Origin of the sequence: Methylopila sp. 73B (assembly GCF_000526315.1) — a bacterium.
Classification (GTDB): Bacteria; Pseudomonadota; Alphaproteobacteria; order Rhizobiales; family Methylopilaceae; genus Methylopila.
In genome coordinates this window covers 3,586,513-3,610,953 of sequence record NZ_JAFV01000001.1, presented here as the reverse complement: position 1 = coordinate 3,610,953, position 24,441 = coordinate 3,586,513, and the positions used below count along the sequence as shown (strand labels likewise).

The window sequence follows — 24,441 nt, the reverse complement described above, 5'->3', positions numbered from 1 at the left end:
AAAAAAATCAGAAGATCTTGCGCATAGGCTGTCGGATGTGGCGGAGGCGGAAGGCTATACCTTCGAACTTGTCCCGGACGCGCCCGAGGAAGGCGCGCCGAACGTCGCCGTCGGCCGCGACGTCGCGGTGATCGCGGCGGCGACGGCGGGTCCGGCCGTCGCCGACGAGGTGGCGATGCTGCGGGCGCGGCACCCCAAGCTCTACGTCATCGTCGCCGCCGCGGCCGACGATCTCGAGGACCGGCTGGCCTGCTACGAGGCGGGCGCCGACGATTGCCTGGCGCCGCCGTTCGCGCCGCGCGAATTTGCCGCGAAGCTCGCGGCGCTCCGCCGCCGCCGGGCGGCCGGCGACCCGATTCCGCTACTGGCCGGTTGCGTCGCGCGGCTCGACGTCGGCGCTCTCCTGTTGCGTGCGGAGGGCCGCAGCCGCAGCGTCACCAAGCGCGAGGCGGACCTGCTCGTGCTGCTGGCCCGATCCGCGGGCACGCCGGTCGCGCGCGAGGACGTGCTGCGCAAAGCCTGGGGGGCTGCGGCGCGGATGACCCCGAACTCGGTGGACGTCTACGTCGGCTACGCCCGGCGCAAGCTCGAGCTGCTCGGCGCCGACGTCACCATCGAGACCGTGCGCGGCGTCGGCTTCCGCCTCGCAGCGCGCACGGCTCACGCGACGGGAAGCGTCTCGCGGAGCGACCGCTCCTCATAGGGCTTCGGGATGATCGCCACGTCCGCGAACCGGTCGGGAATGACGACGCCTTCGCCGTAGCCGGTCGCGAAGATGAACGGCATGCCGAGCTGCTTCAGGTGGTCGGCCAGCTCGAAGCTGGTCTCGCCGAACAGGTTCACGTCGAGGATCGCCGCGTCGAAGGCCATCAGCGACAGCGAGCGTCGCGCGTCGAGCACGCTCGCCGCGACCTCGACCGTCGCGCCAGCGCCCTCCAGCGTGGTCTGCGCGTCGAGCGCGATCATCATGCTGTCTTCGACCAGCAGGAGCCGCTTGCCCCGGAGGTTTGCGGCCGCCCGCACGGGCGGCGGGGCCTCCTCGCGCCAGCCGATCTCGGTCGCGTGGCCCGGCGGCAGCCGGAAGGTGGCCCGCAGGCCCTCGGCGTTGAGCGCGAGGTGCGCCTCGCCCTTCAGCTCGAACGGAATCGTCTGCTCGATCACCGTGGAGCCGAAGCCGCGGCGCGTGGGCTTCTCGACCCGCGGCCCGTCCCGCTCCGTCCAGCTCAGCTCGAGCGCGCCCGAAGGCGGCATGGACCATGCAATGGCGATGCGGCCCGCCGGCATGCTCAGCGCGCCGTACTTCGCCGCGTTGGTCATCAGCTCGTGGACAACGAGCGCGAGCGCCTGGTACGCGCGCGCATCGAGCTTCACCTCGGGGCCGCTCAGGATCACCCGCTCGCGCACGTTGGAGGTCCAGGCCAGCGCCTCGGCCTCCAGCAATTGCCGCAGCGGCGCGGAGCGCCAGCCGGACTGGATGAGCTGGTCGTGCGCGTAGCTGAGCGCGCGCACCCGTCGCTCGATGTCGATCGTGAAGCTCTCGACCGAGGTCGCGCTCGACCGGCTCTGGCGCACGAGCGAGCTGATCACCGCCAGGATGTTCTTCACGCGGTGGTTCAGCTCGGCGATCAGGAACGCCTGCTTCTCCTGCGCCGCCACCCGCTCGCGGTGGATCATGTCGGCGCGCCGCAGGATCACCTCCAGCAGCGAGATCCGCAGAGCGTCCGCGATCTGCCGTTCGCCCCGCAGCCACGGCGCGGAGCGACCGCGCACCAGCTCGCTCCAGGCCTCGAAGCTCTTGCGCGGGCTGATGCGGCCGCCCGCGGCGTTGGGCTCGACCGGCTTGTTCGGATTTCCGCCCCAGGTCACGGTCCGCACCAGCTCACGCCGGAACAGCAGCACGAAATCGGCCGGCAGCCGGGAGAACGGGATCGCGAGCACGCCGGCGGCCGTCTCGGCGTGCTTGTGGGCGTTCGGCAGAAAGTCGGCCAGATGGTCGGTCACGAAGGCCGAGCCGTCGCCGCGGGCCGCGAGGAAGCGGATGATCTCGACGAGGCCCTCCTCCGGCGGCACGTCGCCGACCGTCTGGAGCTTGCCGTCGGACCACACCGCGAGGCCGTCGCAGGGGATCATGGCGCGCAGCTGGTCGCTGAACTTCGCCAGGTTGTCGAAGATGGTGTCTTCCGGCGCCATGGTCGCGAGCAGCTTGTCGAGCTGCTCGCGCGAGCGGGCCATGTAGCGGAGGGTCTCCTCCTGCTCGCGGGCCTCGAGCTGGATCGACAGCACCTGCCCGAACAGCTCGATCGCGGCGCAGACCGACCCGCTGAGGCGCCGCGGCGCGTCGTGGTGGCAGGCGATCAGGCCCCAGAGCTCGTCCCCGCGCATGATCGACACCGTCAGGGTGCCGAGCGTGCCCATGTTGCGCAGGTACTCGATGTGGACCGGCGAGACGCTCCGCAACGTCGTGAGGCCGAGGTCCACGGGCCGGCCGTCCGGCCGGAGCGCCGGCACGAGCGGGGTCGGGACATAGTCGATGTCGGGAATGAGCCGCAGGAACTGGCGCTTGTAGAGCGCGCGCGCCTGGGCGGGGATGTCGGATTCGGGGTAGCGCAGGCCGAGATAGGGCGAGAGATCGCCGCGCAGCGCCTCGGCCGCCACCTCGCCGGAGCCGTCCTCCAGGAACTTGTAGACCATCACCCGGTCGTAGCCCGTCACGCTGCGGACCTGCTGTGCGGCGAGGGCGAGAAACCGTGGAATGCTCGGCGAACGCTTCAGGCTGCCGATCATCGCGCGCACGAGCGTGCTCGGATCGACGGCGCCGGTGTCGGCGTCGTCGCTGGAGGTGATCTCGATGAAGGCGAGGTTGTCGTGCGCGTGGACGGCGACGTCGCAGCGGCCGAGCGCCGCTATGCCGGTCTCGCGCGGCGGCAGCCGCTCGGGCGTGCCGGAGATCATCGCGACCTGAAGCGCGTTGCGGGCGTCATGGATCAGCTGCGCGGGGAGGACGGCGGCCAGAGGCTGACCGATCAGCTCTCCGGTCCCGCTCCGCCCCAGCGCGGCCGGCGTGTTGGCCGAGACATGGCTCACGATCCACGCCGGAAGCGCGCAGGCGACCAGAATCCCATGCGGCTGAATCGATCCCGGAATGTGGATCGGTTCGCTTGAGCAGGTCGACAGATCGACGGAGCTGGGGTCGACGGCGTTCAGGATCGCCGCCTGCGAAGCAAGAGAGCCACGCGTTGCTCTTTCCGGGCGCTCGACGCGCCTTCTGATTGCGGGATGTCGCGGAGGCGCGAAGGCTCGAAGCTCGCCGCCCGTGTTAGGACGACAATCTGCCACCGTGAGCGCCAAGGCCCTATGTCAAATGACATGGACTGTTCGGAACCGTTTTCCCCCTGCCCCGCCCCGATTTCTGTCAGGTCCTGAGGTCGTCCGCAACGGTCGAGATCATCCGCCGTAACGCTCCGTTCGGATGGACGCCGACGACGCGCCTCCCGAGAGCGTCGCCTCCGCCGCGGCGTTCACGAACGCGTTCGAGCCGCAGACGAACACATGCCGGGCCGGCCCCGCCCATCCCGCGGTCGCCGCCCGCACGGACGCCGCGCCCACCCGCCCGGCGCGATCGAACGGCCCGTGGGCGGCTTCGCGCGACAGGAGAAAAAGGATCCCAAGCGAGGGATCGGCGGCGGCCAGCGCGAGCAACTCCTCGCGGTAGGGCGCGTCGGCAGCGGTGCGGGCGCCGAGCAGCAGCGCCGTGGGCGTGCGGTCGTCGCGCGCGGCGCGGTGGCGGACCATGGACATCAGCGGCGCGACGCCGGAGCCCGCGCCGAGCAGCAGCAGCGGTCCGCCGTCCTCGACCGACCAGACGAAATGGCCGCCGATCGGCCCGCGCAGATCGATCGCGTCGCCGACCTCCGCCACCTCGTGGAAGAAGGGCGAGACCTCGCCGTCGTCGAGCTTCTCGATCGCGAGCTCGAGCCGGTCCGGCGTCTCCGGCGCGGAGGCGATGGAATAGCTGCGCCGGGCCTGGTAGCCGTCGGGCGCGGTCAGGCGCAGATCGACGTGCTGGCCTGCGCGGAACCGCAGCGGCGGATCGAGGCCCAGCACGATGCGCTTCACCCGCGGCGTCAGCGGCGCGGCCTCGACGATGACGGCGGAGCGCCAGCCGGAGATCCGAGGCGCGTCGGCGAGGCTCACGCGTCGTCGTCGTAGCGCTGCTCACGCCACGGGTCGCCGTACATGTGGTAGCCGCGGAGCTCCCAGAAGCCGGCCTCGTCGCGCTCGGTGAACTGAAGCCCGCTCAACCACTTGGCCGACTTCCAGAAATAGAGGTGCGGCACCAGCAGCCGCGCCGGGCCGCCGTGGTCCGGCGTGAGCGGCGCGCCGTCGTAGGCGGTCGCGATCATCGCCTTGCCGCCGACGAGGTCCGCGGTCGGAACGTTGGTGGTGTAGTCATCGAACCCGTGGGCGAGGGTGAAGCCGGTCGGCGGCGCGAGGCCCGCGGCCGCGAGGACGTCGTCGACCAGCACGCCCTCCCAGGCGGTGTCGAGCTTCGACCAGGTCGTGACGCAGTGGATGTCGCGGACGTAGGACGTCCGGGGAAGCGCGGAGAACTCCTCCCAGCTCCACCTGGCGACCGGCCGCGGACCGACCTTCAGCGTGAACGACCAGTCCGCCAGCGCGATCTTCGGCGTCGGCCCGGCCGAGAGCACGGGAAAGTCCGTGGTCAGCGCCTGCCCCGGCGGGGTGCGCGCCGCATGATCGTCCGGCGTTCTCCGCCCCGTGAAGCCGCGCGTCGCCATGAGGTCCGCTCCCGCTGTTGCGGCCTCATTCTGGTCCGCGCGCCCAGCGCGGCGCAAGACGCGGGGCGTCAGCGCGCCTCGAACCCGGCCCCGCTCAGCACCGCCTTGCGGACGAGGTCCTGCAGAGTGGTGACCTTCAGCTTTTCCTTGAGGCTGGAGCAGGTGTTGGCGACCGTCTTGTAGCTGACGCCGAGCGCGTCCGCGATCTGGGCGTAGGACTTGCCCTCGCCGAGCAACGCCAGCGTCTGAAGCTCGCGCGCCGTGAGGTCGCTGCGCTCCGCGCGCGCGCGCGATCCCAAAAGAGCGACCTGCACCGCCATGTCGTGGGCGATGTAGGGCTGGCCACGGCGGACCTTCTCGATCGCCTCGAGGAAGGTCCGCGGGCCGGTGTCCTTGGCGAGGAAGCCGGTCGCGCCGGCCTTCAGCGCGCGGCTCGCGATCACGGGATCGCCATGCATGGAGAACACCAGGATCGGCGTGTGGTCGTCGTGGACCCTGAGGCGCTTGATCAACGACAGGCCCGCGAGGCCGGCGCCCCGGATGGCGAGGTCGAGGATGATGAGTTCGGGCTTAGCGCGGCGGTAGAGCTGAAACCCGGCGAGCGCGGTCCCGGCTTCCAGCACCTCGCCGAACCCCGCGTCGAGCAGCACGCGCCGGCAGCCCTCCAGCACGATCGGATGATCGTCGATGACAAGGGCGGAACTCATGACGGGCATCCTTGCGGGCGGGGAGAAGCGACGGGAACGAGCGGCAGCGCGACCTCGAGCGCCGCGCCGCCGAACCGGGAGTGCAGGCGGAAGCGGCCACCGAGCGCCTGGACGCGCTCGCCGAGGCCGACCAGACCGAAGCCTTCGCGCGCGCCGTCGGCGACGCCGGCACCGTCGTCGCGGACCGAGATCAGCACAGCGGGCTCGCCGTCGGCGTCAGGTCCCTCGCTCAGCCGCACGTCGACCCGCGAGCAGGCGGCGTGACGCAGCGCGTTGGTCACGCCCTCCTGGACGCAGCGGTAGACGGTGAGGTCGACCACCTCGCCGTAGCCGGCTTTCAGACCTTCGGCGTCGAGCGCGAAGGCGCGATCGGGGTGCAGCCGCTCGAAATCGGCGATCAGCCCGCGGACGACGTCGGCCAGCGGAGCCTCCCCGAGAGCGATCGGGCGCAGGCTCCGCAGCAGCCGCACGTTCGCCCCCGAAAGCCGCTCGGACAGCTCGATCACGGTCGCGATCCGCTCGCCCGCCTCCGGCTTGAGGGCGCCCGCCGCCACCCCCGGCGCGACCGCGCGCTCGAGCGAGGCGAGGTTGGCGCGCAGGCCGAACAGGCCGGGGCCGAGCTCGTCGTGCAGCTCCTTGGCGATCCGCCGGCGCTCGTCATCCTGCAGCGTGATCATGCGCCAGGACAGCCGCGCGTTGGTGGCGCGTTCGGCGCCCAACGCCTCGGCGAGCCGGTTGAAGCGCTCGGTCAGCGCCGCGAGCTCCCGGCTCGCCGGCGTCGGCAGCGGGCGGTCGAGCCTGCGCCGCTCAAGATCCGACAGCCCCTGGGCCAGCGCGCCGAGCGGCGCGAGCACGCGGGCGAGGGCGGCGGCGAACACCGCGAGGCCGAGCGCGTTGAGCGTGACGAACAGGGCGGCGAGCGACAGCAGGTCCTCCCAGACCTCGGCGATCTCGTCCGCCGCCTCGCCGTGGATGACGACCTCGCCCTCGCGCTCGCCGTCGATCAGCACGGGCACGACGCGCCGTTCCGGCGGCGGGGCGATCAGCGCCGCGAACCACGCCGGCGGCTCCTCGCCCTCGCCATGCGCGCTCTGGGCCGGACGGGTCGCGACCTCGCGGCCGGCCTCGTCGTAGACCACGATGCGCACGTGTCGGACGCCGGGCAGGGCGACCTGCACGTCCGCGATCGAACGCAGCCGGCCGAGATCGCGCTGCAGCCGGATCAGCGTCTCCCGCACGAAGGGCTCGGCGATCTCGAGCGAGGCCGCGATCTCCACCCGCGTCGCCTCGCGCGCGTTGATCACCGTGACGACGCCCGCGGCGAGGCAGCAGGCGACGTCGATCGCCGCGACGACGCCGAGGATCCGGAGACGGAGCGAGCGCGCGGCCGGCGCCGGGCGCGCGAAGGCGGCGAGGCGGGCGAAACGGACGGTCTGCTCGCTCACGGCGCGCCGTCGCCCTCCCGCGCCGTCGGCAGCGGCTGGCGGCGCAGCGCCGCGACCGCCTGCTCGCGGCTCGCGCCGCCGAGGCGGGAGGTGACGTAGTGCTGGCAGGTCTCGCCGAAGCCGGCGCGCTCCTGCTCCGCCCCTTCCGCCACCGCCACCATGTCCTCGATCACGGCGCGCGGCGAGATCGTCACGCCGCGCTCGCCGAGCATCTCCTGCACCTGCACCGCGCGGTTCGCGATCATCCGGGGCGCTTCGGTGAAGCGGTGGTCGGCCTCCGCGATCAGCCCGCCGATGGCGGCGACCTCCGGCGCGTCGGGCGCCACGTCGCGCCTGGCCTCGCGGCTCGCGAGCCAGCGCGCCGGCGACACCTTGTCCTTCACCTCGATCCAGCGCCGTTCGTGCAGCGGCTGCTCGCGCGTCAGCGCCGCCACCACGTCGCGCGGCGGCGCCTCGGAGGCGGGCTCGTCGCAGCCGGTGAGGCAGATGATCGCACCGCTCCACGCGACGAGACCTATTCTCTTAATAAGTGAATATTGAGACATGATGCGATTTACTGCCGTTTCGCCTCAGAATTGCGGCTAAACGTTGGTCTAATGCACGCTTATCAGCGTCGCCACCCCGACGAAAGCCGCGCGGTGGTCGCACCACGCGGAACGCCCCGCTTCCCTTAGAGAACTGAGGTTCCTTGGGTTTTGAAGGCTTTCCAGGGGCGGGACGGGACTTGCCGCCTCGCGGCAGGCGTCAGGGCAAAACTTCCCGTCTGATTTTTCCATATTCGCCAAAGACAGTCGTCGCGTCTTCGGAAAGAGTTGCGCCGCTGCAGAACGCAAGAAGCGCTCCAGGCGCCAAGTAAAAGGCGGCGAACTCCAGGGATCGCCGGCCTTATGCGCGTCGCAGCGCGCCGCGGAGACCGCCCGGATCAGGGCGGCCCGCACCTCAGAACGGGAAACGCAAGGGGTTTCACATGATCAACCTTCGAACGTCCGTGTCGGCGTTCACGCTCGCGGCGACCGCCGCGGTCGGACTGGCTGCGACGACGCTTCCCGCGTTCGCCAACGACAAGCTCGTCGAGCTGTCGAAGAGCGATGCGAACTGGCCCATGACGGGCAAGAACTACAGCGCGCAGAACTACTCGCCCGCCAAGCAGATCACGACCGAGAACGTCAAGCAGCTGAAGCCGGCGTGGGCGTTCTCCACCGGCGTGCTGCACGGCCATGAGGGCACGCCGCTCGTCATCGGCGACAAGATGTTCGTGCACACGCCGTTCCCGAACACCACCTTCGCGCTCGACCTCAACGAGCCGGGCAAGATCGACTGGCAGCACAAGCCCAAGCAGGCCCCGACGGCCCGCGCGGTGGCCTGTTGCGACGTCGTGAACCGCGGCCTCGCCTACTGGCCGGGCACCGGCTCCGGCGACGCGCTGATCCTCAAGACCCAGCTCGACGGCCACATCGTGGCGCTGAACGCCGAGACGGGCGCCGAGGTCTGGAAGATGGAGAACTCCGACATCAAGGTCGGCTCCACCCTCACGATCGCGCCTTACGTGGTGAAGGACGTCGTCCTGGTCGGCTCCTCGGGCGCCGAGCTCGGCGTGCGCGGCTACGTCACCGCCTACGACGTGAAGACCGGCGCCCAGAAGTGGCGCGCCTACGCCACCGGTCCGGACGAGGACATCAAGCTCGCCAAGGACTTCAACGGCAAGAACCCGCACTATGGCCAGTTCGGCCTCGGCACGAACAAGACCTGGGAAGGCGACGCCTGGAAGATCGGCGGCGGCACCAACTGGGGCTGGTACGCCTTCGACCCGGACACCAACCTGTTCTACTACGGCTCGGGCAACCCGGCGCCGTGGAACGAGACCATGCGTCCGGGCGACAACAAGTGGACGATGACCATCTGGGGTCGTGACATCGACACCGGCGAGGCCAAGTTCGGCTACCAGAAGACGCCGCACGACGAGTGGGACTACGCCGGCGTCAACGTGATGATGCTGTCGGAGCAGAAGGACAAGCAGGGCAAGCTGCGCAAGCTGCTGACCCATCCCGACCGCAACGGCATCGTCTACACGCTCGACCGCGAGGACGGCACGCTCATCTCGGCCGACAAGCTCGACGACACGGTCAACTGGGTGAAGCAGGTCGATCTGAAGACCGGCATCCCGGTCCGTGATCCCGAGTTCGCGACCCGGATGGACCACAAGGCGACCGAGATTTGCCCGTCCGCCATGGGCTACCACAACCAGGGCCACGACTCGTACGATCCCGAGAAGCAGCTGTTCTTCATGGGCATCAACCACATCTGCATGGACTGGGAGCCCTTCATGCTCCCGTACCGCGCCGGTCAGTTCTTCGTCGGCGCGACCCTGTGGATGTACCCCGGCCCGAAGGGCGATCGTCAGGGCTTCGAAGGCCTCGGCCAGATCAAGGCGTACAACGCCATCTCCGGCAAGTACGCCTGGGAGAAGATGGAGCGCTTCGCGGTGTGGGGCGGCACGCTCGCGACCGCCGGCGACCTGGTGTTCTACGGAACGCTCGACGGCTTCATCAAGGCCCGCAACTCGAAGACCGGCGAGCTGCTCTGGAAGTACCGCCTGCCTTCCGGCGTGATCGGTCACCCGATGACCTACACGCATGACGGCAACCAGTACGTCGCCATCTACTACGGCGTCGGCGGCTGGGCGGGCGTCGGCCTGGTGTTCGACCTGACCGATCCGACCGCCGGTCTCGGCGCGGTGGGCGCGTTCAAGAACCTGCAGAAGTACACCCAGATGGGCGGCGGCGTGCAGGTCTTCTCGCTCAACGGCAAGAACCCCTACGACGACGTCAACGTCGGCGAGTGGGTCGGCAAGGGCGGCTGATCCAGCCCTCGCCTGAACGACGCAAGGCTCCGCCGGCGAGACATCCCGCCGGCGGACGCCGCCCGAAAGACCCTACACCGCACGATCGACGGCTCGAAGAGGACGCCCCGGCCCGCACGGCCGGAGGACAACACCGTCCCGGCCGCTGGGAGAGACGATCATGAGCCACCGCTTCGCCGGACGCGTCCGCACCGCGCTGTTGTCCGCCGCCGCCCTTCTCGCACCCCTTTCCGCGGCCTCCGCCGCCGAGCCTCCGCTCCGCATCTGCGCGTCGAGCGTCGAGGCTCCCTACTCGATCGCCAAGGCCCAGGGCTTCGAGAACAAGATCGCCGTCGTCCTCGCCAAGGCCATGGGCCGCGAGGCGCAGTTCGTCTGGTCGGACAAGCCGGCTATCTATCTCGTGCGCGACTTCCTCGACAAAAACGCCTGCGACCTTGTGTTCGGCGTCGATTCCGAGGACGAGCGGGTGCTGGCCACCAAGCCCTACTTCCGCACCGGCTACGTGTTCGTGACCCCCGCCGACAAGCCGGAGATCGGCTCGAGCTGGGAGGACGCGGCGAAGCCCGACTACAAGACCTTCGCGGTCCGCTTCTCCAGCCCCGGCGAGCTCATCGTGAAGCAGGCGGGCAAGTACGAGGACAACCTCTCGTACAATCTCTCGCTGGTGAACTTCGAGGACAAGCGGAACCGCTACACCCAGGTCCCGGCCGACAAGCTGGTGAACGAGGTGGTGAACGGCGACGCGGACGTCGCCATCGCCTTCGCCTCCGACGTGGCGCGCTACGTCAAGGCGTCGTCGAAGCCGCTGCGCATGACCATGATCCGGGACGACTTCAAGCGCTCGGACGGGCTCAAGATTCCCCTGCACTTCGACCAGGCGATCGGCGTCCGCAAGGACGATGCGGGGCTCCTCAAGGAGCTCAACGCCGCGATCGACAAGGCGAAGCCCGAGATTGACGCCGTCCTGAACGACGAGGGCATTCCCACGCTGCAGCCCAACGGCTGAGGCGACGTCGATCGCCGACTTCAAAAGGTGAGTGAGTTTCTGATGATCAAACGCAACCTGCTGATGGCGGGGCTCGCCGCCGCCGCGCTGGGCTTCGGCGCGCTCGGCGCCCAGGCCGCCATCGAGCTGCACAACACCGTGACCGGCGAGCCGCTGAACCTCGACGACGCCGGCCCCGAGGGCCGCGACACCGAGGCGTTCAAGGCGTTCCTCGAGACCGGCAAGAACCCGTACAACAAGGAGCCGAACTGCCTCGCCAACGGCGAGCAGCTGTTCCTCAGCATGTGCTCGGGCTGCCATGGCCATGTCGCCGAAGGCAAGATCGGGCCCGGCCTCAACGACAACTACTGGACCTATCCGGACAACAACACCGACAAGGGCCTGTTCGAGACCATCTTCGGCGGCGCGTCCGGCCAGATGGGGCCGATGTACGGCGCGGTGAACCCGGACCAGATGCTCCAGATCATGTCCTGGGTGCGCCACCTCTACAAGGACGGTCCCGAGGACGCGAAGTGGCTCGAGGAGGCCGAGAAGGCGAACTTCAAGCCCTACGACGGCCATTCGCCCGCGCCCAAGCCGGACCTGGCGAAGACGCCCGAGGCCTGCAAGCCCAGCGAATGACAGAAATCTCCGCCGGCGGGCCGGCGCGGGACGGGGCGCGCACGCGGCCATAAGCGAGCCGCCCCTCGGTTGGAAAAACTGCCTGCAACACCTCAAGGAGGATCAGCTCATGAAGATCGCCGCTCTCGGACGGGTCGCCGTCGCCGCCGCCATCGCTTCCGCCGCGCTCGCCGTTCCGGCGCTCGCCTACGACGGGACCAACTGCAAGGAGCCCGGCGTGTGCTGGGAGCCGAAGCCGGGCTATCCCGCGAAGAACGAGATCAAGGGCTCGAAGTACGACCCGAAGCACGACCCGAAGGAAATCAACAAGCAGTCGGCCTCGATCCAGGCGATGGAGGAGCGCAACAAGAAGCGCGCCGACAACTTCGCGAAGACCGGCAAGTTCGAATACGACGTCTCCAAGATCGGCAACTGACCGGCTGGACGTCTGATCGACGCCAATCCCGTGCGGTTCGAGCGCGTTCGGACCGCTCCCTCTCGTCGTCGGGACGGGTCTCTTCCGGCCGTCCCTTCGGGATGACGACAAACCTGACGGCCGCCGGCGGCGGGGCGAGGCCTTGACCGGCTTCTCCCCGCGCGGCGGCCGCCTTTTCCCGGACGCGAACCCGTAAGGTCCGACCCGCATGGCGCACCCCTCGATCGCCGGCCTCCGCAACGATCCCGCCGGCGCCGCCTCGCTCGAGCGCTGGCGCGAACAGGCCCTCGCCTTCGAGGCGGAGGTCGGCCGCGCGGTCGTCGGCCAGCCGCATGTGGTGCGCCTGCTGACCATCGCGATCTTCGCCCGCGGCCACGTTCTGCTCGAGGGCGACGTCGGCGTCGGCAAGACCACCATCCTGCGGGCGGTCGCCCGCGCGCTCGGCGGCCCGTTCGAGCGCATCGAGGGCACGGTCGACCTGATGCCGACCGACATGCTCTACACCGCCTTCGTGGACGACGCCGGCAAGCCGCGCGTGGAGCCCGGCCCGGTGCTGCACCATGGCGAAAACCTCGCCGTGTTCTTCTTCAACGAGATCAACCGCGCCCGCCCCCAGGTGCACTCGTTGCTGCTGCGGCTGATGGCCGAGCGCAGCGTGACCGCCTTCGGCAAGGAGTGGTCCTTCCCCCACCTGCAGGTCTTCGCCGACCGCAACCGGGTGGAGAAGGAGGAGACCTTCGAACTGCCGGCCGCGGCGCGCGATCGCTTCCTGATGGAGATCGGCGTCGAGACGCCGACGGACGTCGAGACCCGGCGCGAGCTGGTGTTCGACCCGCGCTTCCACGACGTCGACCGGCTGATCGGCGGCCTGAGGGAGGGCGTGCTCGACCACCGCGGGCTTGGCGAGGCCGGACGCGCGATTCAGGAGACGATCACCACCAGCCGGACGCTCGAGGCCTACGTGCTCGCGCTGTGGGACGCGATCCGCGCGCCGTCCAGCGTCGGGATCGCGATCGACGGCGTCGACATGGCGCGGCTGATCCAGGGCGGCGGGTCCCCACGCGGCGTCGGGGCGCTGGTGCGTGCGGCGCGGGTGCGCGCCTGGCTCGAGGGCCGCGCGATGGTGCTGCCGGAGGACGTGCGCGCGGTGTTCACGCCCGTCATGGCGCACCGCATCTTCCTCGACCCGATCTACGAGGCGCGGCGCGACCGCATCGTGGCGGCGCTCTGCGCGCAGGTGTTCGAGCGGACGCCGGCGCCGTGAGCCCCGCGCCGGCCCGCGACGGCCCTCCACGATTCGACCTGCCGTACCGGTTGTTCGGCCGCGCGCGGGGCGTCGCGCCGGGCGGCCACAAGGCGTTGGGCCAGGGCGCGAACGGCGCCTTCCTGCGCCACGCCTCGCTGCTGGAGCAGCCCGACGCCCGGCGCATCGACATGCGCGCCTCGCTGCTCGACCCGTTCGGCGGCCTCAAGGTCCGACGCTTCGAACATCGCGCCCGCATCGATGTGTTCGTGGTGCTCGACCTCTCGGGCTCGATGTCCTTTCGCCGCGACGGAGAGGGCGAGGACCCCGTCGCCAACCTCTGCGCCGCGATCGCCCACGCCGCGATCCGCAGCCATGACCGCTTCGGCCTGATCGCCGCAGGCCCGGAGCCTCGCGCGGAGCTCGCGCTGAGGGCGACCGCCCGGCGCGGCGTGCCGGACGAGCTCTGGCGGCGGCTGAGCGCGGAGCCCGGCGCGGGCCGGGGCTCCCGCGGGCTGCTCGCCGCGGTCGAGGAGCTGCCGCAGCGGCGCGCGCTGGTCTTCGTCGTGTCGGACTTCCTCATGCCGCAGGCCGAGATCGAAGAGTTGCTCGGCGCGCTGTGGCGCCACGACGTCGCGCCCGTCGTGGTGCGCTCCAGCGCGGTCGAGGCCCCGCCGCCGCGGTTCGGCCTGGTGGAGACCCGCGACCTCGAAACCGGCCGCCGCCGCCTGCTGGTGATGCGCCCCTCGCTCCGCGACAAGTGGATCGCCCACGCCCGCGCTCGGCGCGCGGCGCTCGACGAGTCGTTCCGCCGCTTCGGCCGGCCGGCCTTCGACATGGTCGATCGCTTCGACGCCGACGCCTTCGCCGACCATTTGCTGACGGGGGGCGCGTGATGGACGAGCCATACACGTCAGAAACGCGAGGCCCCCTCACCCGGCCCTGCGGGCCGACCTCTCCCCGCTGGGGAGAGGTGAAGGCAAGGCTTCGCCACGATCGCAGTGGGCGCGCTGCGGCGGCCGCCGCGCACCTCTCCCCAGTGGGGAGAGGTCGGAGGGCGCCAGCCCTCTGGGTGAGGGGGCTCACGGCGTCCGCCGCTTTCGTCTCCCTCCTCATGGCCGGCCCGGCGAGCGCCCAGGTACGGGGCGCCGAGACCTTCGGGCCACGGCCGTTCGGCGTGCTGCTGGGCGACGTGTTCACGCTGAAGACCTACGTCGACGTCGACGCCGGGTTCCGGCTCGACCCGTCGTCGCTGCCGAAGGTCGGCCCGGTCTCCTACTCGCTCGACCTGCGCAGGATCGACGTCACCGACGGCCCCGCGCCGAACAGCGGCGTGCGCTACCAGATCACGGCCGAGTACCAGACCTTCTACTCCGCGCTCGAGACCAAAGAAGAGAAGGTCCCGCCCTTCACGCTCGCCTTCGCCGACAGCGCGGGGAAACGCGCGGAGATCCAGGCCGGGCGCTGGAGCTACCTGACGTCCCCGCTCCGGCCGATCGCGAGCGTCTCGGGCGAGCAGCAGTACGGGCTCCGGCCCGACGCGGCGCCCAGGTCTCCCAGCCTGCGCCGCGCCGAGATCGTCGCGGCGCTCGCCGGCGGCGCGACGCTGCTCGCGCTGGCGCTGCTGGCCTGGAGCCGGGCGTGGCCGCCGTTCCACCGCAGGCCCGCGCGTCCCTTCGCGGCCGCCGCCCGCGCCGTGCGCAAGGCGGCGGGCGCGGGCGAAGCCGGCTGGCGGGCCGCCGCGCTCGCGCTCCACCGCGCCTTCGACGCGGCCGCCGGCAAGCGGCTGTTCGGCGACGACGTCGCGGCTTTTCTCCAGACGCGGCCGGCTTTCGCGCGCCACGAGGCGGCGATCGCCGCCTTCTTCGACGCCTCGCGCCGCGCCTTCTTCGGCGACGGGGCGAACGCCGCCGCGGCGCTGCCGCCGGAAGAACTGAACAGGCTCGCCCGCGACCTCGCCAGCGCCGAGCGCGCCACATGACGGGGCTGGGCTTCGACCACCCCTGGGCGCTTGCGCTGCTGCCGCTCGCGCTGCTGCCGTTCCTGGTCTCGCCGCTGCGGCTCTCGGGCGTGCCCTCCGACGACGTGGCGCCGGAGGACACGCTGTCGCGCGCGGTCGGCGCCGGGCTCGTCGCCCTCGGGGCGCTGTCGATCGTGCTGCTCGTCCTCGGCCTGTCGGGCCTCCACCGCCGCGACCACGTGGTCGAGCGCACCGGCGTCGGCGCCAACATCGTGCTGCTGATCGACCGCTCGTCGAGCATGGACTCGACCTTCGCCAACCGGCGCCCGGACGGGGCTGAGGAATCGAAGTCGGTGGCCGCGCGCCGCCTGCTGACCGACTTCGCCGCCCGCCGCCCCGCCGACCGGGTCGCCGTCGCGGCCTTCTCGACCGCGCCGATGCTGGTCATCCCGATGACCGACAAGCACGACGCGGTGCGCGCCGCGATCGGCGCCATCGACCGCCCCGGCCTCGCCCACACCGACGTCGGCCGCGGGCTCTCGCTCGCCTTCTCAATGTTCGACGAGACCTCGACCGAGACCTCGCGCGCAATCGTGCTGGTGTCCGACGGCGCGGCGGTGATCGACCGCCGCGTGCAGGACGCGCTGCGCGCCGCCGCCGCCCGCGATCCGGTGCGGCTCTACTGGCTGTTCCTGCGCACGGCGGGCGCGCGCGGCATCACCGATCGCCCGCCGCCCGGCGACCCGGACAGCCCGCAGACCTATCCCGAGCGCCACCTCGACATCTTCTTCAAGACGCTCGGCCTGCCCTACCGCTCGTTCGAGGCGCGCAGCGCCGCCGAGGTCTCCGACGCCATCCGCGAAATCGACCAGCTCGAGCAGCGTCCGACGCTCTACTCCGAGACCATCCCGCGGCAGGACCTTGACTGGCTGTGCTACTGGGCCGCCGCCGGCGCGCTGCTGCTGCTGCTCGGCGCCAAGCTCAGCGAGCGCCGGCTGGAGGACTGGGAGGGGGAGGCGGCGCGTGCGGCGCCTTCCTTCACCTCTCCCCAGCGGGGAGAGGTCGCGCGGCGAAGCCGGGCGGGTGAGGGGGACGCACGCTCTCCTTCGCGCTCAAGACCCCCTCACCCGGCCTTTCGGGCCGACCTCTCCCCGCTGGGGAGAGGTGAAGGAAGGCGCACCGAATCCGGGAGGGCGGCGTCGTGACGCTCGGAACGCTCAAGAGCGCGCTGCCGCCCGTTCTGCTGCTCGCAGCGCTCGTCGCGCTCGGGGTCGCCGGCTGGCGGCTCTATGAGCTGCGGCAGGAGCGCGCGGTCATCCAGGCGCTGGCTGAGAATCACGACGTGCAGCCGGCGGACGACGCCAGCGGCGCGGTGCTGTTCGCGCGCGCCCATTACCTGCTGATCCGCAACCGAATCGACGAGGCGCAGGGGTTTTCGGGCCGCATCGCCGAGCGCGGCGGGCCGGAGCTTGCGGCGCGGTTCCACTACGACGTCGGCAACGCCCGGGTCCGCCGGGCGCTCGCCGCCATGGACGCCAGCAAGATCGACCAGGCGATCCCGGAGGTGCGCCTCGCCAAGGACGCCTACCGCGAAGCCCTGCACGCCGACCCCGAGCTCTGGGACGCCCGCTACAACCTCGACGTCGCCATGCGGCTGGTGCGCGACTTCCCCGAGCTGGAGAGCGGCGAGGAGGAAGAGGTCAAGGCCCAGCCGAAGAAGCTCTGGACCGACCTGCCGGGCCTGCCGCGGGGGCTACCGTGAGGCGGCCGGACTGGCGCACGGTCGCGCTCGGCGCCGCGCTCGCGCTCGGCGTCGTCGCGGCGCTGCAGCCGGAGACGGAGGCGGAGCGGCCGACCTACGACGTGGTCGCCTTCGTCGACATCACCGGCAGCATGAACGCGCGCGACTACCGCGACGCCAGCGGCCGGCCGCAGAGCCGGCTCGAGGCGGTGAAGACCCGGCTCTCGACCGCGGTCGGCCGGTTGCCCTGCGGCTCCAAAATGGGGCTCGGCGTGTTCACTGAGCGGCGCGTCTTCCTGCTGTTCGAGCCCATGGACGTCTGCCGGAACTACGGCGCCGTCGCCGGCGCGATCGCGGGGCTCGACTGGCGCATGGGGTGGGAGGGCGACAGCCGGGTGGCCTCCGCCGTGTTCGCGGCGCTCGACATGCTCGCGCCGATGAACGTCGACATCGTGTTCCTGACCGACGGCCAGGAGGCGCCGCCGATGCGCGCCGACATGCCCCTCGAGTATTCCGGCGACAAGGACAAGGTGAAGGGCCTGCTCGTCGGCGTCGGCGGGACCGAGCTCGTGCCGATCCCGAAGCACGACGATTTCGGCCGCGAAACCGGATTCTACGCCATGGAGGACGTGCCGCAGGCCTCGCGCCTCGGGCCGCCGCCGACCGGGGCCGAGAACCTGCCCGGCTACAACGCCCGCAACGCCCCGTTCGGCGAGATGCCGGCCGGCGAGGAGCATCTCACCTCCGTGCGCGAGAGCTACCTCGGCGATCTCGGCCGGATAACGGGGCTCGGCTACGCCCGGCTCGACCAGCCCGACGCGCTGGCCCAGGCGATCGCCGCCAACGCCCGGCCGCGGCCGGTCGCGGTCGCCGTCGATCTCTCGCCTCTTCCCGCCGCGGCGGCGCTTCTCGCGCTCGTCGCGCTCTACGGCGTTCCGACGCTCGCCCGCCTCGGGCGGCGGCGCGCGCCAACCCATGCCTCCAGGAGTTTCAACTGATGCTGTCACGCAGGACCGCCGTCGCCGCCCTCGCCCTGGTTCTGGCGGCGCCCGCCTATGCGCATGGTCCGACCCCGCAGAAAGTCGACCAGAGCGTCACGGTGAAGGCCGATCCGGCGAAGGTGTGGGCGCTGGTCAAGGACTTCGGCGCCATCCAGTCCTGGCACCCGGAGGTCGAGAAGAGCTCGGCCACGGGCGCCGCCGCCGGCGCCGAGCGCACGCTCGCGCTCAAGGGCAAGCCCGGCCAGATCGTGGAGGGCCTCGACGAGGTCGACGAGGCCAAGAGGAGCATCTCCTACCGCCTGTCCGGCGAGGCCGGCGAGACCCTGCCCGTGAGCTCCTACTCCGCCGCGATGATCGTGACGGCGAAGGACGGCGGCGCCGAGGTGAAGTGGGAGGGCCGGTTCTACCGCGCCGACACCTCGAACGAGCCGCCGGAGGGCAAGGACGACCAGTCCGCGGTCGACGCCATGACCGCCTTCTTCAAGACCGGCCTCGAGGGCTTGAAGGCCAAGGTCGAGGCCGGCGGATGATCGCTCCTCGCGCCCTGCTCCGCGCCGCCGCCGTCGCGCTCGCCCTTGCGGGCGGGGCGGCGGGGGCCGCCGCGGCGGACGTCCCCGTGCTCGCGGTCGTCTCCCAGACCGCCGCGACGGTGACCTTCCTGCCGATGGCGACGGGCGGCGAGACGGGCGAGGAGGTCAAGATCGGCGAGGCGCCCGCCGCGATCGGCGTCGGGCCGGACGGCCGCTCGCTCTACGTCACGCATCCCGACCTCGGCCGCGTGACCCTGCTGGACGCCGTCACCCGGCGGATCACCTCGATCTTCCAGGTGAAGGGCCAGCCCTTCGGCGTCGCCGCCACCGACGAGCACCTCTACGTCTCCGACTGGAGCCGCAACCGGGTCCACCGGCTCGACGTCGCCACCGGCGCCTCGACCGGAGAGGTCGAGGTCGGCAAGTCGCCGGCGGCGCTCGTGATGACCAGGTCGGGCGCCCGCGCCTACGTGGCGAACCGTGAGAGCGACTCGGTCAGCATCGTCGATCTCAAGACCATGACCGCGACCGGCGAGATCAAGGTCGGCCGCGCGCCCTTCGCGCTGGCGCTGTCGCCGGACGAGCGCCGGCTCTACGTGGCGAACGTCCAGAGCGGCGATCTCTCGGTGATCGACCTCGAAAGCGGGCAGGAGCTGAAGCGGATCGCGGTCGGCCGCATGCCCTACGGCGTCGCGCCGACGCCGGACGGGACGCAGGTGGCGGTGACGAACCAGCAGGACGGCGCCGTCGCGCTGGTCGACGCCAAGACCTTCGAGGTGACGGCCAAGGTGAAGGTCGGCCAGTACCCGGAAGGAATCTGGCTCGCGCCGGACGGGAAGACCGCGGCGGTCGCGAACTGGTTCGACGACTCGGTCTCGCTGATCGACCTCGCGAGCGCCAAGGAGCTCGGCCGGCTGACGGTTCCCGCCGGCCCGCGCTACCTCGCGGTGCTCGCCCCATGAGCCGCGCCGCTTCGCGCCTTGCGAAGCGGCTCTGCGCGATCCTTGCCGCGTCGCTTTTCGGACTGGCCGCCGCGGCGTCGGCCCCGCTCGTCTGCCAGGGGACCGATCTCGTCGGAAAGATGCGCGACGAGGACCCCGCGGCCTTTGCGCGCTTCGAGGCGGCGGGCCGGAAGACGCGCGACGCCGAGGGCCTGCTGTGGCGGATCGAGAGGGACGGCGCCGCGCCGTCCCACCTGTTCGGCACCATCCACCTCTCCGACGAACGCCTGAAGCCTTTGGCCGCGCCGGTGACGGCCGCGCTGGCTTCGGCGAACCTCGTGCTGATCGAGCCCCGCGAGATCGCCGACCCGCAGGCCGCGGCCATGGCCCGCGAGATCGCCGGGCGGAGGGCGGTGCGCCCCGGCGGCAATGCGCTGTTCCAGGTCCGGGCGGGCGACCGCCTCGCGGTCATCAACCTGCTCGCCGCCCGCGGCGTGCCGGAAGGCGCCGCGCAGAAGCTGGAGCCGTGGTTCCTCGCCATGCTCGCCACCGCTCCGAGCTGCGGGATCGCCCGCATCGACGAGGGGATGCTGAACGTCGACCAACTCGTGGTCGAGGCCGCGCGGGCGAAGGGCATCCGGGTCGAGGGGCTCGAGGACGTCGACGAACAGATGGCGACGCTCGCCTCTGTGCCCGAGGAGCTCGCGGTGCGGGTGCTGGTGGACGCCGCGCGGCTTGGCCCCGGGTTCGCCGACTGGGTCGAGACCATGGTCAACCTCTACCGCGACCGCCGCATGGGCTTCCTCGCCGCGGCGGTGCGCGACGCCGACCTCGGCGGCCCGCGCATGCGCACGCAGTACGACTACCTCGAGGCGCTGCTCGGCGAGCGCAACGCCCGGATGCACGCGCGCTCCCGCTCCGCCTTCGCCGCCGGCGGCGCCTTCATGGCGGTCGGCGCGCTGCATCTTGCGGGCGACGACGGCCTCGTCGAGCGCCTCCGCCGAGACGGCTACCGCGTTACGCGGGTGTGGTGAAGCGCACCGCCGCGAGCACCGCCCGGGTCACCTCCTCGGCGTAGGCCGAGGGCGGCTGGGGCAATCGCCCATAGAGGCGGAAGATCGCGGGCTGCACCACGAGGCCGAGCGCCAGGGCGCTCACGAGCGCCACGTCGCCCTGCGCGATCTCGCCCCGCGCCATGGCGTCGGCGAGCGTGCGGGCGAGCGCCGCCACCACGTTCTCCGGCGCATCGCGGTCCATCCCGCCGAGGTGGTCGTGCTGGGTCACCAGCACATAGGCGAAGGCGTCGGGGTCGGCGTCGAAGGCCGCGTAGAAAAACCGCACCAGCGCCGCGGCCGTCGCGGGGAACGGCTCGGCCTTCGCCCGGATCTGCTCGACGCCCGCCGCGAAGCCGCCGTAGCGCGACAGGAACAGCGCGCGGGCGAGCTCGTCCTTGGAGGCGAAGTGCCGGTAGAGCGCGCCCTCGGTCACGCCCACGGCCTTCGCGATGTCGCGGGTCGAGGTCCCGTCGACCCCCTTCTCCGCGAACAGCGCGAGCGCCGCCGCCTCGATGCGGGCTCTGGTGTCCGGCGCGCGGCTCACGCCGCGTCCTCCGCGGGCTCCGCGGCCAGCGCCTTCACCGCCACGTAGTCGGTCTTGCCGGAGCCGAGCAGCGGCAGCTTGTCGAGCGCGCGGATCTCGGCCGGCGCCGCCAGGTCCGGCAGGCCGGCTTCGCGGACCGCGGCCTGCAGGGCGCGGCGGTCCGCGCCTCCTTGCGTCGTGAACAGCACCACCCGCTCGCCCTTGCGCGGGTCCGGCGCGGTGACGGCGGCGTGGGCCGCCTCCGGCCAGAGCGCGCGCGCGACCTCCTCGACCGCGCCGAGCGAGACCATCTCGCCTGCGATCTTGGCGAAGCGCTTGGCGCGGCCCTTGATCGCGACGAAGCCGTCGGCGTCGATCGCGACGATGTCGCCGGTGTCGTGCCAGCCGCCCTCGGGCGCCTCCAGCACGCCGGGGGTCTCGGCGCGGAGGTAGCCCGCCATGACGTTCGGCCCGCGCACGTGCAGCCGGCCGCCTTCGGTCACGCCCTCGACGCTCTCCAGCCGGTGCTCGACGCCCGGAAGCAGCCGGCCCACCGTGCCGGCGCGGTTGAACATCGGCGTGTTGACCGCGACCACCGGAGAGCACTCGGTGACGCCATAGCCCTCGAGGATGCGCAGGCCGAACTTCTCGCCCCAGACCTTGCGGGTCTCGGGCTTCACGGCTTCCGCGCCCGCCACCACGAAGCGCAGCGAGCGGAAGTCGTAGGGGTGGGCGGTTCGGGCGTAGCCGGCGAGGAAGGTGTCGGTGCCGAACAGCACGGTCGCGTTCGACGCGTAGACCATCTCCGGCACGATCCGGTAGTGCAGCGGCGAGGGGTAGAGATAGGTGCGCACGCCCGAGACCAGCGGCAGCAGCAGGCCGCCCGTGAGCCCGAAGGCGTGGAACACCGGAAGCACGTTGAACACGGTGTCGGCCGGGCCGAAGTCGATGCTGGCCGCGACCTGCGCCACGTTCGAGAGCAGGTTGCGGTGGGTCAGGACGACGCCCTTCGGCGTCCCCTCGGAGCCCGAGGTGAACAGCACCGCGGCGGGCGCGCCGGGCTTCCCAGCGGGCGCCTTGCCGCTCGCGAGCAAGCCCTTCAGCCGGTCGAGCGCGCCGATGGTCGACCGCACGTCCTCGAGATAGACGAGCCGCGCCGCCTCGCCCAGCGCCGCCTCCTCCTTCTGCAGCCGCCCCTTCTCGATGAAGGCGCGCGAGGTCAGCACGAGCTTCACCTCAGCGGCCGCGCAGGCGGAGACCAGGTTCTTCGGGCCGGCGGAGTAGTTCAGCATCGCCGGCACGCGGCCGGAGCGCGACAGGGCCAGCAGTGTGACCGCGACGCCCGCCGTGTTCGGCAGCAGCACGCCGACCGCCTCCCCCGCCGTCGTCTGCGCGTCGAGCTTGGCGCCCAGCGCCGCGGCGCCGGCGAGCAGCTTGCGGTAGCTGAGCTTCGTCCCGAGCGCGTCCTCGACCGCGCGGCGGCCGAAACCCTCCAAGCGGGCGGCGGCGACCACGGCTTCCGTCAGCGTGCGGTCGGCCGGCGTAGTGTCGAGGGCGGTCTTGGCCATCACGTCGGTCAGGGCGGCTCCGGCGGCGCGCCGGCGCTTGCGGCCGACGAGGCTCTTGTCCACGTCCAGCATGACGGGCGGAAGAATGGTCACGACCACCTTGGGGAACAGCCGCTTCCGGATCTGCCGCGAGGTGAGATAGGAGGCCGGCGAGCGGTCGAGGCCCTCGATCCGCACCGGGATCACCGGCGCCTCGGCCTTGTCGGCGATCAGCGCCGAGCCGTCATAGACCTTCATCAGCGAGCCGGTGACGGTGATGCGCCCCTCGGGGAAGATCACCAGCCGGTTTCCCTCCTTCACGAGGTTGATCAGCGCGCGGGTGGCGAGCGGCTTGGTCGGGTCCATCGGGAAGGCGCGGACCATCTTGAGCAGCGGCCGCACCCACCAGCGCGTGGCGATGCCGCTGTCGATGGCGAAGACCGGGTCGTCGGTCAGCAGCGACATCACCATGGGCGCGTCGAGCAGGCTGGTGTGGTTCACGGCGATGACCGCCTTGGGGCCCGCCGTCTCGAGGTTCTTCATGCCCCGGACCTCGACGCGGAACAGCAGCCCGAACAGCAGATGCACCGCGTCGCGCAGCAGCGAGCCGGGCAGCGTGCGCCCGAGCAGGACGGCGGCGACGAGGTTCGCAACGCCGAGTGCGGCGAGGATCGCCGGCGTCGTCAGCCCGGCGGCCTGAAGGCCGAGCACCACGAGCGACGCCGCCACGATGAAGGCTGAGTTCAGCACGTTGTTGGCGGCGACCACCCGGGCGCGGCGCTCCTCGCCCGCCTCCGCCTGCAGGAAGGCGAAGGCCGGCACCACGAACAGGCCGCCAGCGGCGGCGAACAGCACGAGGTCGGCCATGATCCGCCAGTTCGCCGGGGTTTCGAGAAAGGCGAGCCAGCCAAGGTCCGCCGCTGTCGCGCCGGAGGTCGCGAGCGACAGGTCGAGCGCCGCGAGGCCGATCAGCACGCCGGCGACGGGCGTCAGCGCGAGCAGGATGCGCCGGCCGCTCAAGCGCGCCGCGACGAGCGATCCCGCGGCGATGCCGACCGTGAACAACACCAGGAACAGCGTGACGACGCTCTCCTGTCCGCCCACCACGTCCTTCACCAGCGGCGGGATCAGCGCGAGCGTGACCGCGCCGACCGCCCAGAACCAGCTGACCGCGACTGACGCGATCCAGGCCCGCGGCTGCCGCTTCAGCTCGCCCAGCAGCCGGAAGGTGCTCTTGAAGACGTTGCGCTCGATCGCGAGATCCGGCGCGCGCTCGCCGGTGGGCGGGATCAGCCGGGCGCAGCCGTAGGCCGCGACCGAGACCGCGAGCGTCGTCGCGGCGATCGCCCAGGGGCTCGCCTCCGCGATCATGATCCCGCCGCCAACCGTGCCGGCGAGGATTGCGAGGAAGGTCGCGGTCTCGATCAGCGCGTTGCCGGAGACCAGCTCCTCGCGCTTCAGGTGGTCCGGCAGCACGCCGTACTTCACCGGGCCGAACAGGGCGGAGAGCACGCCGGTTAGGAACAGCGCGACGAACAGCAGGGGAGTCGAGGCGAGGATGAAGCCGAGGCCCGCGATCGCGGCGACGACGATCTCCGCGAGCTTGGTGCGCCGGGCGACCAGCGCCTTGTCGTAGCGGTCCGCGAGCTCGCCGCCGAGCGCGGAGACGAGGAAGAACGGCAGGATGAACAGCGCGCCGGCGAGCGTGACCAGCATCGGCCCGCCCGCGCCGCCGACGTAGAACAGCAGCAGGATGGCGAGCGCGTTCTTGACGAAATTGTCGTTGAACGCCGCGAACAGCTGGCACCAGAACAGCGGCGCGAAACGGCGGGTGCGGAGCAGCGAGAGAAGCATGGGACGCCTCTTGCAAGGAATGTATGTAAACATTCACTCACGTTTGGAGGCGCGTCAAGAGGCTGGAAGCGGGGTTCCTAAAAGCCCGCAGGCGCGCAGGCCGAAAGGTCAAGCTCCCGCTCGTGTCCCGGCCTTGAGCCGGGCCCCCGAGCCCCGGCGATAGAAAGAACGCTGAACGCCGCGGCCTCTTCGG

22 protein-coding genes are annotated in these 24,441 nt (G+C 71.4%); 14 read left to right on the top strand and 8 right to left on the bottom strand.

Annotation, left to right across the window (positions count from 1 at the left end):
* Positions 1–37: 37 nt before the first annotated feature.
* Complete coding sequence (locus K244_RS0117280) at positions 38–703, top strand: response regulator transcription factor (RefSeq protein WP_020187545.1); 666 nt, start codon at positions 38–40, stop codon at positions 701–703.
* Here K244_RS0117280 and K244_RS0117275 read toward each other — a convergent pair.
* The 6 genes from K244_RS0117275 to K244_RS0117250 all read right to left on the bottom strand — a co-directional run bounded on the left by K244_RS0117275 (position 661) and on the right by K244_RS0117250 (position 7,496).
* On the bottom strand, positions 661–3,336 hold the full coding sequence (locus K244_RS0117275; protein ID WP_197027182.1) for an HWE histidine kinase domain-containing protein: 2,676 nt from the start codon (positions 3,334–3,336) through the stop codon (positions 661–663). The two genes, K244_RS0117280 and K244_RS0117275, sit on opposite strands and share 43 nt — an antisense overlap.
* A 108-nt stretch (positions 3,337–3,444) precedes the next feature.
* Positions 3,445–4,194 carry an FAD-binding oxidoreductase gene (locus tag K244_RS0117270; RefSeq protein ID WP_020187543.1) on the bottom strand — a complete coding sequence of 250 codons (750 nt, stop codon included), beginning with the start codon at positions 4,192–4,194 and terminating at the stop codon, positions 3,445–3,447.
* Entirely contained in the window at positions 4,191–4,799 is a 609-nt protein-coding gene (locus tag K244_RS0117265; RefSeq protein ID WP_020187542.1) for a sulfite oxidase-like oxidoreductase, read from the bottom strand. The genes K244_RS0117270 and K244_RS0117265 overlap by 4 nt, the downstream gene beginning before the upstream one ends.
* Positions 4,800–4,867: 68 nt before the next feature.
* Complete coding sequence (locus tag K244_RS0117260) at positions 4,868–5,506, bottom strand: response regulator transcription factor (protein WP_020187541.1); 639 nt, start codon at positions 5,504–5,506, stop codon at positions 4,868–4,870.
* Positions 5,503–6,951 (bottom strand): ATP-binding protein, encoded by a 1,449-nt coding sequence (locus tag K244_RS0117255; protein WP_020187540.1) that lies wholly within the window; start codon positions 6,949–6,951, stop codon positions 5,503–5,505. The genes K244_RS0117260 and K244_RS0117255 overlap by 4 nt, the downstream gene beginning before the upstream one ends.
* Positions 6,948–7,496 carry a hypothetical protein gene (locus K244_RS0117250; RefSeq protein WP_245259787.1) on the bottom strand — a complete coding sequence of 183 codons (549 nt, stop codon included), beginning with the start codon at positions 7,494–7,496 and terminating at the stop codon, positions 6,948–6,950. Before K244_RS0117250 ends, K244_RS0117255 begins: the two co-directional genes overlap by 4 nt.
* 422 nt (positions 7,497–7,918) lie before the next feature.
* Between K244_RS0117250 and K244_RS0117245 the strand changes: the two genes are divergently transcribed.
* The 13 genes from K244_RS0117245 (at position 7,919) to K244_RS0117185 (ending at position 20,303) form a co-directional block, all read left to right on the top strand.
* The gene (locus K244_RS0117245) at positions 7,919–9,811 is read left to right on the top strand and encodes a methanol/ethanol family PQQ-dependent dehydrogenase (RefSeq protein WP_020187538.1); all 1,893 of its coding nucleotides are present in this window, start codon (positions 7,919–7,921) and stop codon (positions 9,809–9,811) included.
* Between the two features lie 160 nt (positions 9,812–9,971).
* Positions 9,972–10,817 (top strand): methanol oxidation system protein MoxJ, encoded by an 846-nt coding sequence (moxJ, locus tag K244_RS0117240; RefSeq protein WP_020187537.1) that lies wholly within the window; start codon positions 9,972–9,974, stop codon positions 10,815–10,817.
* Between the two features lie 42 nt (positions 10,818–10,859).
* Entirely contained in the window at positions 10,860–11,438 is a 579-nt protein-coding gene (gene moxG / locus K244_RS0117235; RefSeq protein ID WP_020187536.1) for a cytochrome c(L), periplasmic, read from the top strand.
* A 109-nt stretch (positions 11,439–11,547) separates the two neighbouring features.
* On the top strand, positions 11,548–11,853 hold the full coding sequence (locus tag K244_RS0117230) for a methanol dehydrogenase [cytochrome c] subunit (RefSeq protein WP_020187535.1): 306 nt from the start codon (positions 11,548–11,550) through the stop codon (positions 11,851–11,853).
* A gap of 208 nt (positions 11,854–12,061) precedes the next feature.
* On the top strand, positions 12,062–13,117 hold the full coding sequence (locus K244_RS0117225) for a MoxR family ATPase (protein WP_020187534.1): 1,056 nt from the start codon (positions 12,062–12,064) through the stop codon (positions 13,115–13,117).
* Positions 13,114–13,992: a DUF58 domain-containing protein gene (locus K244_RS0117220; protein ID WP_051460033.1), complete on the top strand. Its 879-nt coding sequence runs from the start codon at positions 13,114–13,116 to the stop codon at positions 13,990–13,992. The genes K244_RS0117225 and K244_RS0117220 overlap by 4 nt, the downstream gene beginning before the upstream one ends.
* A gap of 176 nt (positions 13,993–14,168) precedes the next feature.
* Positions 14,169–15,077, top strand: a complete 909-nt coding sequence (locus K244_RS0117215; RefSeq protein WP_020187532.1) for a hypothetical protein — start codon at positions 14,169–14,171, stop codon at positions 15,075–15,077.
* Positions 15,074–16,261 carry a vWA domain-containing protein gene (locus K244_RS0117210; RefSeq protein ID WP_020187531.1) on the top strand — a complete coding sequence of 396 codons (1,188 nt, stop codon included), beginning with the start codon at positions 15,074–15,076 and terminating at the stop codon, positions 16,259–16,261. Before K244_RS0117215 ends, K244_RS0117210 begins: the two co-directional genes overlap by 4 nt.
* Positions 16,258–16,818, top strand: a complete 561-nt coding sequence (locus K244_RS0117205) for a hypothetical protein (RefSeq protein WP_020187530.1) — start codon at positions 16,258–16,260, stop codon at positions 16,816–16,818. Before K244_RS0117210 ends, K244_RS0117205 begins: the two co-directional genes overlap by 4 nt.
* Entirely contained in the window at positions 16,815–17,795 is a 981-nt protein-coding gene (locus K244_RS0117200; protein ID WP_020187529.1) for a vWA domain-containing protein, read from the top strand. The genes K244_RS0117205 and K244_RS0117200 overlap by 4 nt, the downstream gene beginning before the upstream one ends.
* Complete coding sequence (locus K244_RS0117195; RefSeq protein WP_020187528.1) at positions 17,795–18,328, top strand: SRPBCC family protein; 534 nt, start codon at positions 17,795–17,797, stop codon at positions 18,326–18,328. Before K244_RS0117200 ends, K244_RS0117195 begins: the two co-directional genes overlap by 1 nt.
* The gene (locus K244_RS0117190) at positions 18,325–19,290 is read left to right on the top strand and encodes a beta-propeller fold lactonase family protein (RefSeq protein ID WP_020187527.1); all 966 of its coding nucleotides are present in this window, start codon (positions 18,325–18,327) and stop codon (positions 19,288–19,290) included. Before K244_RS0117195 ends, K244_RS0117190 begins: the two co-directional genes overlap by 4 nt.
* A complete protein-coding gene (locus K244_RS0117185) occupies positions 19,287–20,303 on the top strand; it encodes a TraB/GumN family protein (RefSeq protein ID WP_020187526.1) in 1,017 nt (338 codons plus the stop codon). Before K244_RS0117190 ends, K244_RS0117185 begins: the two co-directional genes overlap by 4 nt.
* Here the strand turns inward: K244_RS0117185 and K244_RS24350 are convergent.
* Positions 20,287–20,868, bottom strand: a complete 582-nt coding sequence (locus tag K244_RS24350) for a TetR/AcrR family transcriptional regulator (protein WP_020187525.1) — start codon at positions 20,866–20,868, stop codon at positions 20,287–20,289. The two genes, K244_RS0117185 and K244_RS24350, sit on opposite strands and share 17 nt — an antisense overlap.
* Positions 20,865–24,248: an acyl-[ACP]--phospholipid O-acyltransferase gene (locus tag K244_RS0117175; protein ID WP_020187524.1), complete on the bottom strand. Its 3,384-nt coding sequence runs from the start codon at positions 24,246–24,248 to the stop codon at positions 20,865–20,867. Before K244_RS0117175 ends, K244_RS24350 begins: the two co-directional genes overlap by 4 nt.
* Between the last annotated feature and the right edge of the window lie 193 nt (positions 24,249–24,441).

Excerpts from the sequence above, each read along its gene's own strand:
- K244_RS0117265 (WP_020187542.1), bottom strand. The coding sequence starts at position 4,799 with ATGGCGACGCGCGGCTTCACGGGGCGGAGAACGCCGGACGATCATGCG.
- K244_RS0117260 (WP_020187541.1), bottom strand. The coding sequence starts at position 5,506 with ATGAGTTCCGCCCTTGTCATCGACGATCATCCGATCGTGCTGGAGGGC.
- K244_RS0117250 (WP_245259787.1), bottom strand. The coding sequence starts at position 7,496 with ATGTCTCAATATTCACTTATTAAGAGAATAGGTCTCGTCGCGTGGAGC.
- K244_RS0117245 (WP_020187538.1), top strand. The coding sequence starts at position 7,919 with ATGATCAACCTTCGAACGTCCGTGTCGGCGTTCACGCTCGCGGCGACC.
- moxJ (WP_020187537.1), top strand. The coding sequence starts at position 9,972 with ATGAGCCACCGCTTCGCCGGACGCGTCCGCACCGCGCTGTTGTCCGCC.
- moxG (WP_020187536.1), top strand. The coding sequence starts at position 10,860 with ATGATCAAACGCAACCTGCTGATGGCGGGGCTCGCCGCCGCCGCGCTG.
- K244_RS0117230 (WP_020187535.1), top strand. The coding sequence starts at position 11,548 with ATGAAGATCGCCGCTCTCGGACGGGTCGCCGTCGCCGCCGCCATCGCT.
- K244_RS0117225 (WP_020187534.1), top strand. The coding sequence starts at position 12,062 with ATGGCGCACCCCTCGATCGCCGGCCTCCGCAACGATCCCGCCGGCGCC.
- K244_RS0117210 (WP_020187531.1), top strand. The coding sequence starts at position 15,074 with ATGACGGGGCTGGGCTTCGACCACCCCTGGGCGCTTGCGCTGCTGCCG.
- K244_RS0117195 (WP_020187528.1), top strand. The coding sequence starts at position 17,795 with ATGCTGTCACGCAGGACCGCCGTCGCCGCCCTCGCCCTGGTTCTGGCG.
- K244_RS0117190 (WP_020187527.1), top strand. The coding sequence starts at position 18,325 with ATGATCGCTCCTCGCGCCCTGCTCCGCGCCGCCGCCGTCGCGCTCGCC.
- K244_RS0117185 (WP_020187526.1), top strand. The coding sequence starts at position 19,287 with ATGAGCCGCGCCGCTTCGCGCCTTGCGAAGCGGCTCTGCGCGATCCTT.
- K244_RS0117175 (WP_020187524.1), bottom strand. The coding sequence starts at position 24,248 with ATGCTTCTCTCGCTGCTCCGCACCCGCCGTTTCGCGCCGCTGTTCTGG.